A 13,158-nucleotide genomic window follows, 5' to 3' on the forward strand; every position below is an offset into this window, starting at 1 on the left:
TTATAGAATAGCAGTAACAATTTATCCTAGATTTTACCGCTATGCATATTACTCAAGCCCCGAATAGACATCGTTTCCCAGCAAGCATTATTAGCCATACAGTATGGTTATATCATCGCTTTAATAATAGTTACCGAGATGTTCAAGAGCAGATGGCTTATCGAGGTATTATATTAAGTCATGAGACTGTAAGGTTTTGGTGTTATAAGTTTGTAGTTTATTTTCAAGATGTTATTAGTAAGAGAGAGCGAAAGCCAACTGATAAATGGCATTTGGATGAGATGAATATCAAGATCAAAGGTGAAGTATTCATATTATGGAGAGCTGTTGACTCTGAGGGACATGAATTAGAAGTATTACTGCAGAAGCGTCGTAACAAGAAATCAGCTATTCGCTTTTTATCAAGATTATTGGGTAATTATCCATGTCCAAGGGTTATTGTGACTGATAAGCTAAAAAGCTACATTAAACCAGTTAGGTATATGTGTCCTAGGACTAAGCATCGTACCGATAAAAGACTAAATAATCGGATTGAGAATGCCCATCAGCCAACTAGGAGAAAAGAGAAGATACTGATTAAATTTAAGCATCCTAATTCAGCACAATGTACATTATCACTGATGGGAAAAGTCAGAAATATATTTGCTGTAAATGTTGGAAGATATACTAAAACAGCATCTGAGCAAAGAATTGCATTTGCGTCCGCTAAATCCATTTGGGATGAAGCTACTCAAAGACTTCTTGCTGTCTGAAATCTAAAAATATAGTACTTTGTGACACTAATTTACTTAACTTGACGGTGCCGTTTTAGCTTCTAGACTCAGCATTAAATTACTTAATTTTAATTATTACGAGGCAAAAAATATAAAAAACGTTAAATTATGTCAATTAGTTTTTAATTTGGTTTCCCTATAGGCAATTAATACTTGCAAAGTTTCATAAGATAAATAGAATTATCTAGGAAAATGTTAATAAGGAAAAATAAATATGCTACATGTAAATTTTACTGAGGAAGAATCATTAAATACTCAAGCATTAATAGTGTTTATTGATGACAAATTAAAACTTGATAGTGAACTAATAAGCCTTGACCAACAACATCATGGTTTGATCTCTAAGACTATTGCCAATAAATTACAATTTACCGGTAAATACGGGCAGATCAAAATTATTCCTTCCGTTGTTAAGTCAGGGGAAGTAAAATATTTAGTATTAGCAGGGCTTGGAAGTGAAGAAAAACTAACCGAAGCGAAAATCGAAGAGTTAGGGGGTAAAATATTACAGAATGTTACTAATGCTAAAATCGCTACTATTGGCTTAAAAATTAAAAATAGAATTAGCAATTTTACATCATCACATGTTGCATCTTTAATTGCTAGTGGTGCGTTACTTGCTTCCTACAGATTCGATAAATACAGAACTACTTTAAAAGAAGCGGATAAGTTTGTTGTAGAATCATTTGAAATCTCTACAGATAATAACGCAGAAGCAACAAAATTGTTTGAAGTTAAAAAATTAATTGCTGAAGGGGTCTTTTTCACAAGAGATATTAGTAATGAACCATCAAATATTAAAACTCCACAAATATACGCTGAAAGAATAGCAGAAACACTAGAAGAATTAAATGTCGATGTTTCTATTCTTGGTGAAAGAGAAATGAAAAATCTTGGCATGGGAGCTCTTCTTGGAGTTGGTCAAGGTTCACAAAATGAATCAAAGCTAGTGGTAATGGAATATCAAGGTGCAAGCAAAGATGCTCCTTATATTGCCCTAGTCGGAAAAGGAGTTATTTTTGATACGGGTGGCATATCTCTAAAGCCATCAAGTAATATGCATTTAATGAGATATGACATGTGTGGTTCTGCCGCAGTAGTTGGTGCTATGATTGCGGTTGCTAGTCAAGAATTGCCGGTAAATATCGTAGGTGTTGTAGGGCTTGTTGAAAATATGCCGTCAGGTAATGCACAACGTCCTGGGGATGTTGTAACTACTATGTCAGGTCAAACTGCTGAAGTTTTAAATACCGATGCAGAAGGACGTTTAGTTCTTGCTGATGCTGTTTGGTATGCACAAGAGAAATTCAAACCTAAATGCGTGATTGACGTTGCTACTTTAACTGGTGCAATAGTGGTGTCTTTAGGTCCTACATATGCTGGTTGTTTTTCTAATAACGATGAGCTTGCTGATAAACTAATAAAAGCTGGTGAGGAAGTAAATGAAAAATTATGGAGAATGCCGCTTCATGAAGATTATGATGCAATGATTAACTCCGACATAGCTGATATGGCAAATATCGGTAATGTGCCAGGAGCTGCTGGAAGTTCTACCGCTGCTCATTTTATCAAACGTTTTATTCAAGAAGGGGTAGAATGGGCACATTTAGATATAGCAGGCGTTGCAAATAGCAGTAAACCCTCATCACTTGGTCCGAAAGGAGCAGTAGGTTATGGTGTAAGGCTACTTGAGAAATTTATAAAGGAAAATTATGAGCAATAAGCCTTATATATTTGTTATAGGTAATGAAAAAGGTGGGGCAGGTAAAACAACCTGCTCTATCCATTTAATAGTGGCACTACTTTATCAAAAATATTCAGTAGTAAGTATAGACACCGATTCTCGCCAAAGCTCTTTAACTAATTACCTAAAAAATCGAGATTTATATAATGAGCAAAATCCTGACAAACCGGTACTAGTACCAAAGCATTTCCATGTCAAAGAAAGTTCTGAAGAGGAGCAAGCTAATAGTTTTGAGCAGATATTAACAGATAATATGGATGCTGATTATATAGTAATCGATACGCCTGGTAGCCATACTGCTTTATCAAGGCTTGCTCATTCTTATGCTGACACCATTATTACGCCGATAAATGATAGCTTTTTAGATTTAGATGTAATAGCAAAAGTTGACAATAAAGATGAAATTATTAGCCCTTCAATCTATAGCCAAATGATATGGGAACAGAAAATGCAGCGTGCTAGTCGTGATAGAGGGAGCATAGATTGGATAATTTTGCGTAATCGTTTAAGTAACCTTGATGCTCTAAATAAAAGACGTGTTAGTAACGTATTGAACAAGCTTGCTAAAAGAATTAATTTTAAACTCGCTGATGGTTTTAGTGAACGTGTGATATATAGGGAGTTATTTCTGCAAGGTTTAACTCTACTTGATTTAAAAGTCGCAAATTATGACCGAGCATTTAACAGCTCACATATAGTTGCTCGTCAGGAACTAAAAAATTTCTTAAAATTCCTAAATATTACTTTTGTATCCTAGGCTCTGTGAAGATTTCTAAAAAGATTTAATTTTGACTCTTTTTTGCTGCAAATTACAAGATTTTTTTGAAATATGAATAACTATTCCGTCAAAAATCTTATTAATTTTCGCTAAAAAATAGTTCAAAACTCAAAATCAATTAGAACCCTTCACAGAACCTAGATAATTTTATTGCAGGATTTAGCTATTTTGATTATAGTGAGTTGATTTAAAAACAAAGATAAAATGCATAAATATAGAACTCATAATTGTAACGAATTAAAAATTTCCGATGTTGGGACTGAAGTAAAACTGTCTGGTTGGGTACATAGAAGAAGAGATCATGGCAATCTAGTTTTTGTAGATTTACGTGATCATTATGGCATAACACAAATCGTGTTTACCGACCAAAATCCGCAGCTTATGGACGATGCTAGCCGTTTACGTTATGAGTCAGTTGTTACAGTAGTTGGGAAAGTAGTAGCAAGATCAGAAGAGACTATTAATAACACACTTCCTACTGGTCATATAGAAGTTTTAGCCAGTGAATTTATTATTGAATCAGCGGCTGATACTCTGCCGTTTGTGATTAATACGGAAAAAGACGCACCTGAAGACTCAAGGCTTAAACATCGCTTTTTAGATTTAAGACGTGAGAAGTTGCATAATAATATAATGCTTCGTTCACAAATTATTTCTTACATTCGTCAGCTAATGACTGCAAGAGGCTTTACCGAATTTCAAACACCTATTCTAACTGCTAGCTCACCTGAAGGAGCTAGGGATTTCTTAGTCCCAAGCAGATTACATCTGGGCAAGTTTTATGCATTACCGCAAGCACCACAACAATTTAAGCAGCTATTGATGGTATCGGGATTTGATCGTTATTTCCAAATTGCTCCGTGTTTTCGTGATGAAGACGCAAGAGCAGATAGGTCACCAGGCGAGTTTTATCAGCTAGATATCGAAATGTCGTTTGTTACGCAAGAAGATATATTCAGCACAATCGAGCCGGTTATGTATGAGCTATTTACAAAATTTACAGATAAGAAAGTGTCAGAAGCACCCTTTATCCGTATTCCATATAACGAATCTATGCTGAAATATGGTTCTGATAAGCCTGATTTACGAAACCCTATTGTAATTACTGATGTAACGGAAATTTTTAGAGATTCAGACTTTACTATTTTTAGGGAAAATATCAAAAAAGGTAGTATTGTCCGAGCAATTCCTGCACCGAGTGCTACAAGTCAGCCTCGTAGCTTCTTCGATAAAATGATAGAATTCGCAATATCGGAGGGAGCTGGAGGACTTGGCTATATTCAGTTTAGCGAAAGCGGTGAAGCAAAAGGACCGGTCGCAAAATTCTTAAGCACTCAGCAATTAGAAGATTTGAAGGCTACTGCTAATATTAGCAATGGCGATGCGGTATTTTTCGCTAGCGATAAAAAAGATAAAGCAGCCAAACTTGCCGGTAAGGTAAGAATTAAACTTGCTGATGAGCTAGATTTACTTGAAAAGGATTGCTTTAAATTCTGCTGGATTACCGATTTTCCATTCTATGAGCTAAACGAAGAAACCGGTAAAATTGATTTTAGCCATAATCCATTTTCTATGCCTCAGGGTGGGTTAGAAGCTCTTGAGAACGCTAAAACTACTGAAGAGCTGTTAGAGCTTACCGCATATCAGTATGATATTGTTTGTAATGGCATAGAGCTTTCTAGCGGTGCTGTTAGGAATCATAAGCTGGAAATAATGTATAAGGCATTTGCTATAGCTGGTTATAGTGAAGAGGAAGTGGATAAACGATTTGGTGGTATGATTAGAGCGTTTAAATTTGGAGCACCACCACATGGCGGCATAGCTCCAGGTATAGACCGAATCGTTATGTTACTTGCGGAAGCTACTAATATAAGAGAAATAATCGCTTTCCCATTAAATCAGCAAGCTGAAGATTTATTAATGAACGCTCCGAATTATGTTGAAGATAAGGCGTTAAAAGAACTAAGTGTCATGCTCTCCCCATCTGCTAGAAAGAATGCGGAAAAAGAGTAAAACTTTATAGTTGTTACCTACCGCATCAATAGCACTATAGTACTAGTAGTTATTACTCTATGTCATTCTTAGCAACGGCGGGAATCCAGTCAATTATATTGTCATCCCGTGACTTGATCACGGGATCTTAGAACACAGCTTGTAATGCAAGACCCCGTGGTCAAGCCACGGGGTGATACTAAAGTTACTAGATTCCTGCTTTTAGCTAGGAATGACATATAAGGTCACCTACACCTGAATAAAATATAACGAGTCTATCATATATTTTGTGTAAGTTGTAAAGCAACAGAGAAAGAAATACTGTTAAAATACAACTAGAACAAAGGTAAAAAATATGGCTAAGAAAATAGAAGCTGGTGTTAGAAGTGCAGATATAAATAATAAGTTAGTAGAGGAAATATTATCCCAATCTAATCCTAAAGAGTTATTTGGAAAGGATGGATTGTTTCAGCAATTAAAGAAGAGGTTAGTAGAGAGAATACTAAAGGACGAGCTAAGTCATGAATTAGGTTATTCGAGGCATAGCAAGGCATCAAAGCAAGATAGCAATCGTCGTAATGGTACGAGCGAAAAGACAGTAATAGATGACAGTGGTCAAAAGATAGTACTTGATATTCCAAGAGATAGAGACAATAGTTTTGAGCCTCAATTAATTCCTAAGGGAGTTAGAAGATTCACTGGATTTGATGATAGCGTTATTTCACTTTATGCAAGAGGTATGACCATGAGTGAGATTCAATCCCATTTAGAGGAAATGTATCATACAGAAGTATCTAAGGAGCTTATCTCGACTATTACAGATGGAGTTATGGAAGAGGTAATAAGATGGCAAGCCCGAGCATTAGATAGAATATACCCAATTGTATATTTAGATTGCATCATGGTAAAAGCAAGAGATAATAATATAGTTATAAATAAGGCTGTTTACCTTGTTATTGGTATAAATATAGAAGGCAAGAAAGAGCTTTTGGGTATTTGGATTAGCAAGAATGAGGGTTCAAAGTTTTGGATGCAGGTTGTAAGCGAATTAAAGAACCGAGGTGTAGAACAAATTTATGTAGGATGTGTTGACGGTCTTAAAGGTTTTAGAGATGCAATAAACAGTGTTTTCCCAAATACCATAGTACAACTTTGTATAGTACATATGGTACGTAATTCTTTAAAGTACGTTTCTTACAAAAATCTTAAAGAAGTAGCAGCTGACTTAAAACAAATCTATACAGCAAATAATGAGAATATGGCTAATTTAGCATTAGAAGAGTTTGCTAAAAAATGGGATAGTAAATACCCAGTTATTTCTGATATATGGATACGTAATTGGAGTGGTATAGTACCTTTCTTTGCGTTCCCTAAAGAGATTAGAAAGGTAATCTATACTACCAATACGATAGAATCGGTAAATAGACAAATCCGTAAAATTATCAAAAATAAAGGGGTTTTCCCAGATGATAAATCTATCACAAAATTGTCTACTTAGCTCTTAAACAGGCACCGTCAAGTTAAGGGAGGTATAAACTAAACAACCCTCAGCTATAAGCTGAGGGGTTATAAAGTGGAATCGATTAGAAATCGATCATCATTCACAGGTTCACCTTCCTGTTCATCAATATAGTGCTGTATCATTTCATCAGTTATATTACCTGAACTGACTGCCATATAGCCCCTATCCCACAAATGATTGCCCCAAAATTGTTTTCGTAAATGAGTAAATTCTTGCAATAAAATTCTTGAGCTAATGCCTTTTAAATACTGTACTAACTTGCTAAGAGATATTTGCGGCTTATATGAGATAAACATATGTACGTGATCACATGATATTTTCCCTGAAATTATATGTACTTCATGTTCCATACAAATCTGCCTCAGTAAATCTCTAGTCCTTTCCGATACTTTGCCTATCAATATTCTCTTCCTATATTTTGGTATCCATATAAGATGCACTTTTAAATCATACTGACTATGACTATTCTTTCTATAACTTCTCATATTTCTTGATATAAATTCATTGCTAAAGCAATTTCATTATATCTTCCCTTCGCCTAAAGGCGAGGGATTTTTGATCCCCGAAGGGGGACATTAAGTATTGAGCAATTACAGGGAATGATTTATAGAATAGCAGTAACAATTTATCCTAGATTTTACCGCTATGCATATTACTCAAGCCCCGAATAGACATCGTTTTCCAGCAAGCATTATTAGCCATACAGTATGGTTATATCATCGCTTTAATAATAGTTACCGAGATGTTCAAGAGCAGATGGCTTATCGAGGTATTATATTAAGTCATGAGACTGTAAGGTTTTGGTGTTATAAGTTTGTAGTTTATTTTCAAGATGTTATTAGTAAGAGAGAGCGAAAGCCAACTGATAAATGGCATTTGGATGAGATGAATATCAAGATCAAAGGTGAAGTATTCATATTATGGAGAGCTGTTGACTCTGAGGGACATGAATTAGAAGTATTACTGCAGAAGCGTCGTAACAAGAAATCAGCTATTCGCTTTTTATCAAGATTATTGGGTAATTATCCATGTCCAAGGGTTATTGTGACTGATAAGCTAAAAAGCTACATTAAACCAGTTAGGTATATGTGTCCTAGGACTAAGCATCGTACCGATAAAAGACTAAATAATCGGATTGAGAATGCCCATCAGCCAACTAGGAGAAAAGAGAAGATACTGATTAAATTTAAGCATCCTAATTCAGCACAATGTACATTATCACTGATGGGAAAAGTCAGAAATATATTTGCTGTAAATGTTGGAAGATATACTAAAACAGCATCTGAGCAAAGAATTGCATTTGCGTCCGCTAAATCCATTTGGGATGAAGCTACTCAAAGACTTCTTGCTGTCTGAAATCTAAAAATATAGTACTTTGTGACACTAATTTACTTAACTTGACGGTGCCGAAAATATAAAACCGTTTTTAGATGCATTAGCTAAAGATGAATTAAGTAAGAAAGATAGTACGATTATAGCAAATGAGAATTTAAAAGATCTTTTGCAAGAATCAATACTAGGTATGCAAGATTTACCGATCAACACTCCAGAAAAATTATCTAAGGAAGAGGAAAAAATATTATCCGTAATTAATACATATTTCAGTAAGCATATAAAAGAACACTTATCAAATTATGATAAGATAGAACCAACATTTGAAGAATATAAAACCCTTATAAATACAATGCCACAAAGTGGAGAAATGCAAAAGTTTGCTCTAAATCCTGATATTTATGCTGGTACTTCTAATAAACCCAATATAGAGGTGAATAATAAAGAATCAGGTAAAACTACTCACCAAGACAGGTTACAAGCACAAAGAGAACAATTAAGACAACCTCAAGGAAGAGGGATATAATTTTAGATGTGTTATTTGTGTCGAAAAAATAATACGAAAAATGGTAATTTACTTAGATAAATTATATACTCATCGCTTTAAGCCAATTAAAATAAAGAGATAATACTTTATAATATTGCATAGTTTTAGTATAATAAAAAAAAATATCATCTATACATGTATAAATCTCTATTTTTTTGTTTAAAAATTCTTGCTTTGCTTTTTTTAATAGGCTGCGGAATTGTCTCTTATATAATATATTACTATTCTCGTAATTTACCTGATTATAGACAGCTAGCAAGATATTATCCTCCCTCGGTAACCCGTATTTATTCTCGTGATGGGAAATTAATGGAGGAATACGCTTTTGAACGACGTGTATTTATTCCAATTAATAGTATTCCTACCTCATTAAAAGAAAGCTTTATTGCTGCAGAGGATAAAAATTTCTATAACCACCAAGGGGTTGATTTATTTGGAATAGTTAGGGCAGCGTTTCTTAACGTATCAAATTTTCTTCATCATAGGCGTATGGAGGGGGCTTCTACTATTACTCAGCAGGTAGTAAAGAATTTTTTACTTACCAATGAAGTATCGTTTCAACGTAAGATCAAAGAAGCAATTTTATCTTATATGATCTCAAGAGTATTTACCAAAGATCAGATTTTAGAATTATATCTCAATCAAACATTTTTTGGGCGTGGTGCGTATGGGGTTGCTACTGCCGCACAAAATTATTTTAACAAATCAGTAGAGGAGCTAACTATTGCGGAGTCAGCTTTTATTGCAGCATTACCTAAAGCACCTTCTGAACTTAATCCTGAGAAAAATTATGCTAGAGTTAAAGCTCGTCGTGATTATGTAATAATGCGGATGCTAGAAGATGGTTATATCACAAGCGATGCAGCAAAAGAGGCGGTAGATAGCCCAATTATGTTGCGAAAGCGAGATCTGGATGAAACTGTTACGGCTGACTATTATGCTGAGCAAGTTAGGGATGAAGTAATTAAAATGCTAGGTAGTAAAGATGAATTTTATACTAGCGGTCTTACTATTATTACTTCTTTAGATGCTAAAATGCAAAAATTTGCTGAAGAATCACTACGAAAAGGTCTTAGAGATTTTGATAGAAAACGTGGTTTCAGAAAAGCTATAGCTACTATTTCACTTAATAACTGGCAAGAAGAACTAAAAAAATTACCAACCACACCATCGCTTCTAGAATATAAAATCGCTGTAGTTTTAGAAGTTACTGATACTCAAGCTGAGATCGGGTTTGCAAGCGGAGCTAAATCTAAAATCCCTATTTCTGAAATGAAATGGGCAAAAAGTGAGCTGAAATCAGCTAAAAAGCTACTAACAAAGGGTGATGTAATAGTTGTAGAACCTGTAAAAGATTATTATGCCTTACGGCAAATTCCAGAAGTAAACGGTGCTATTATGGTCATGAATCCAAATACTGGACAGGTACTTGCAAGCGTCGGCGGATATGATTTCTTTGCTAGTAAATTTGATAGGGTAACACAGGCACTTCGTCAACCTGGTTCTTTAAGTAAAACTTTTGTTTATCTAGCAGCCCTTGAAAATGGCGTTAAACCAAATCAGATTTTTAATGATGGTCCTATTGAAATCTCACAAGGTCCTGGTATGCCAAGCTGGCGTCCTAAAAATTATGAGGGTAAGTTTCTAGGACCAATTACTATGCGTACCGGACTTGAAAAATCCCGTAACCTTGTAACAGTTAGAGTAGCAACTGCGGTGGGACTCACCAAAATCGTTGATATAATTAAGCGATTCGGAATTAATGATAATCCGCAAAAAGTCTATTCTATGGTACTTGGTTCTATTGAAACAACGCTTGAGAGAATAACTAATGCTTATGGCATTATTGCTAATGGTGGTAAAAGAATAAAGCCGCATTTTGTTGAATTAATCAAAGATCGTAACGGCAAAGTTATTTATCGCAGAGATGATAGAGAATGTACAACTTGTAACGTTTCAGATAATAATTTAGATAACGCTATATTAGAAATTCCGGCAGAAAATATTTATATGGTCACGGATGCAGCAAGTGACTATCAAATTACTTCACTTTTAACAGGTGTAGTAGATAGGGGAACTGCTTACTCTGCAAAGAAATTAGGGAAAATTATCGGAGGAAAAACCGGTACTAGTAACGATAGTAAAGATACATGGTTTATAGGCTTCACACCCAAAATAGTTGTGGGGAGTTATGTTGGATATGATACGCCAAGAACTCTAGGAAGAAGAGCAACAGGATCAAGCGTAGTATTGCCTATTTTTATTGATTTTATGAGTAACGCTTATAAAGATGAACCGCCCTTACCTTTTAAAGTACCTGATTCAATAAAGCTACAAGCTGTAGATAGAGCAACTGGTCAAATCACGCATAGTGGTTCTGTTATAGAAGCATTTAAGATCAATAACATCCTGATAATTGAAGATGAAAGCGAAATTATAGACAACAATTATAATAATGACGTTTTTGATTACGTGCCTAGCGAAAAAGATCAATCTCAGGAAATATACTAAACCTAAAAAAGTTAAAACTAATGAAAAAAATTACTCTATACTTAACTGCGTTAATATCATTTACTGCATCTTTTGCAGCTAAAGCAGATTGCTTTTTAGTCAAGGAAAATGATAAGCTTATTAAACAAGATGGTGATTGCAAATCACGCTATGCTCCATGTTCTACCTTTAAAATTGTTTTAAGTCTAATGGGTTATGATGATGGATTTTAATTGACGAAACTCATCCAAAATTACCTTTTAAAGATGGTTATGACGATTATCTTGAAGTTTGGAAACAGCCACATACACCTAAAGACTGGATGAAAAATAGCTGTCTTTGGTATTCACGTCTTATTACTAAAGAATTAGGTTATGAAAAGTTCCATAATTACGTAACAAAATTTAATGTCCCCCTTCGGGGATCAAAAATCCCTCGCCTTTAGGCGAAGGGAAGATATAATGAAATTGCTTTAGCAATGAATTTATATCAAGAAATATGAGAAGTTATAGAAAGAATAGTCATAGTCAGTATGATTTAAAAGTGCATCTTATATGGATACCAAAATATAGGAAGAGAATATTGATAGGCAAAGTATCGGAAAGGACTAGAGATTTACTGAGGCAGATTTGTATGGAACATGAAGTACATATAATTTCAGGGAAAATATCATGTGATCACGTACATATGTTTATCTCATATAAGCCGCAAATATCTCTTAGCAAGTTAGTACAGTATTTAAAAGGCATTAGCTCAAGAATTTTATTGCAAGAATTTACTCATTTACGAAAACAATTTTGGGGCAATCATTTGTGGGCTAGGGGCTATATGGCAGTCAGTTCAGGTAATATAACTGATGAAATGATACAGCACTATATTGATGAACAGGAAGGTGAACCTGTGAATGATGATCGATTTCTAATCGATTCCACTTTATAACCCCTCAGCTTATAGCTGAGGGTTGTTTAGTTATGGTAACCAAGATACTTCAGGAGATAAGGGAAAGAACAATGGTTTAACTAATGCGTGGCTTTCTAGCTCTTTAGAAATTTCACCTGAAGAACAGATTGCTTTTCTACAAAAACTTGCAGCAGATCAATTACCTGTAAGCCTTAAAGCTCAGGGGCACCGTCAAGTTAAGGGAGGTATAAATTAAGTATTGAGCAATTACAGGGAATGATTTATAGAATAGCAGTAACAATTTATCCTAGATTTTACCGCTATGCATATTACTCAAGCCCCGAATAGACATCGTTTTCCAGCAAGCATTATTAGCCATACAGTATGGTTATATCATCGCTTTAATAATAGTTACCGAGATGTTCAAGAGCAGATGGCTTATCGAGGTATTATATTAAGTCATGAGACTGTAAGGTTTTGGTGTTATAAGTTTGTAGTTTATTTTCAAGATGTTATTAGTAAGAGAGAGCGAAAGCCAACTGATAAATGGCATTTGGATGAGATGAATATCAAGATCAAAGGTGAAGTATTCATATTATGGAGAGCTGTTGACTCTGAGGGACATGAATTAGAAGTATTACTGCAGAAGCGTCGTAACAAGAAATCAGCTATTCGCTTTTTATCAAGATTATTGGGTAATTATCCATGTCCAAGGGTTATTGTGACTGATAAGCTAAAAAGCTACATTAAACCAGTTAGGTATATGTGTCCTAGGACTAAGCATCGTACCGATAAAAGACTAAATAATCGGATTGAGAATGCCCATCAGCCAACTAGGAGAAAAGAGAAGATACTGATTAAATTTAAGCATCCTAATTCAGCACAATGTACATTATCACTGATGGGAAAAGTCAGAAATATATTTGCTGTAAATGTTGGAAGATATACTAAAACAGCATCTGAGCAAAGAATTGCATTTGCGTCCGCTAAATCCATTTGGGATGAAGCTACTCAAAGACTTCTTGCTGTCTGAAATCTAAAAATATAGTACTTTGTGATACTAATTTACTTAACTTGACG

13 protein-coding genes and 1 pseudogene are annotated in these 13,158 nt (G+C 34.7%); 13 read left to right on the forward strand and 1 reads right to left on the reverse strand.

Features of this window, described 5'->3' with window-relative positions; translation table 11 throughout:
• Positions 1–41 precede the first annotated feature (41 nt).
• The 5 genes from BA173_RS03685 (at position 42) to BA173_RS03705 (ending at position 6,785) form a co-directional block, all read left to right on the forward strand.
• On the forward strand, positions 42–752 hold the full coding sequence (locus BA173_RS03685; protein WP_095568243.1) for an IS6 family transposase: 711 nt from the start codon (positions 42–44) through the stop codon (positions 750–752).
• Between the two features lie 235 nt (positions 753–987).
• Positions 988–2,496: a leucyl aminopeptidase gene (locus tag BA173_RS03690; RefSeq protein WP_016948134.1), complete on the forward strand. Its 1,509-nt coding sequence runs from the start codon at positions 988–990 to the stop codon at positions 2,494–2,496.
• Positions 2,486–3,274, forward strand: coding sequence for a division plane positioning ATPase MipZ (locus BA173_RS03695; RefSeq protein ID WP_016948133.1), 789 nt, complete (start codon positions 2,486–2,488; stop codon positions 3,272–3,274). The genes BA173_RS03690 and BA173_RS03695 overlap by 11 nt, the downstream gene beginning before the upstream one ends.
• A 225-nt stretch (positions 3,275–3,499) precedes the next feature.
• Positions 3,500–5,308: an aspartate--tRNA ligase gene (aspS, locus tag BA173_RS03700; RefSeq protein WP_068041955.1), complete on the forward strand. Its 1,809-nt coding sequence runs from the start codon at positions 3,500–3,502 to the stop codon at positions 5,306–5,308.
• A gap of 334 nt (positions 5,309–5,642) precedes the next feature.
• Positions 5,643–6,785, forward strand: a complete 1,143-nt coding sequence (locus BA173_RS03705; RefSeq protein ID WP_095568290.1) for an IS256 family transposase — start codon at positions 5,643–5,645, stop codon at positions 6,783–6,785.
• 68 nt (positions 6,786–6,853) lie between these two features.
• Here the strand turns inward: BA173_RS03705 and tnpA (BA173_RS03710) are convergent, their stop codons facing one another.
• On the reverse strand, positions 6,854–7,294 hold the full coding sequence (tnpA, locus tag BA173_RS03710) for an IS200/IS605 family transposase (RefSeq protein WP_095568276.1): 441 nt from the start codon (positions 7,292–7,294) through the stop codon (positions 6,854–6,856).
• Positions 7,295–7,454: 160 nt separating this feature from the next.
• Here tnpA (BA173_RS03710) and BA173_RS03715 point away from each other — a divergent pair, with 160 nt between their 5' ends.
• The 8 genes and pseudogenes from BA173_RS03715 (at position 7,455) to BA173_RS03745 (ending at position 13,111) form a co-directional block, all read left to right on the forward strand.
• The gene (locus BA173_RS03715) at positions 7,455–8,165 is read left to right on the forward strand and encodes an IS6 family transposase (RefSeq protein ID WP_095568243.1); all 711 of its coding nucleotides are present in this window, start codon (positions 7,455–7,457) and stop codon (positions 8,163–8,165) included.
• Between the two features lie 145 nt (positions 8,166–8,310).
• Positions 8,311–8,667 (forward strand): hypothetical protein, encoded by a 357-nt coding sequence (locus tag BA173_RS03720; protein ID WP_016948598.1) that lies wholly within the window; start codon positions 8,311–8,313, stop codon positions 8,665–8,667.
• Positions 8,668–8,823: 156 nt separating this feature from the next.
• The gene (locus BA173_RS03725; protein ID WP_016948597.1) at positions 8,824–11,199 is read left to right on the forward strand and encodes a penicillin-binding protein 1A; all 2,376 of its coding nucleotides are present in this window, start codon (positions 8,824–8,826) and stop codon (positions 11,197–11,199) included.
• A gap of 20 nt (positions 11,200–11,219) precedes the next feature.
• Positions 11,220–11,411, forward strand: a complete 192-nt coding sequence (locus tag BA173_RS08450; protein WP_232505897.1) for a hypothetical protein — start codon at positions 11,220–11,222, stop codon at positions 11,409–11,411.
• Entirely contained in the window at positions 11,411–11,623 is a 213-nt protein-coding gene (locus BA173_RS08455; RefSeq protein ID WP_232505989.1) for a penicillin-binding transpeptidase domain-containing protein, read from the forward strand. Before BA173_RS08450 ends, BA173_RS08455 begins: the two co-directional genes overlap by 1 nt.
• 53 nt (positions 11,624–11,676) lie before the next feature.
• On the forward strand, positions 11,677–12,117 hold the full coding sequence (gene tnpA / locus BA173_RS03735) for an IS200/IS605 family transposase (protein WP_095568239.1): 441 nt from the start codon (positions 11,677–11,679) through the stop codon (positions 12,115–12,117).
• A gap of 25 nt (positions 12,118–12,142) precedes the next feature.
• Positions 12,143–12,298: pseudogene (locus tag BA173_RS08460) on the forward strand (penicillin-binding transpeptidase domain-containing protein); the annotation flags it as partial.
• A gap of 102 nt (positions 12,299–12,400) precedes the next feature.
• Complete coding sequence (locus BA173_RS03745; RefSeq protein ID WP_095568243.1) at positions 12,401–13,111, forward strand: IS6 family transposase; 711 nt, start codon at positions 12,401–12,403, stop codon at positions 13,109–13,111.
• Positions 13,112–13,158: the final 47 nt, after the last annotated feature.

This window comes from Rickettsia sp. MEAM1 (Bemisia tabaci) (assembly GCF_002285905.1).
GTDB lineage: Bacteria > Pseudomonadota > Alphaproteobacteria > Rickettsiales > Rickettsiaceae > Rickettsia.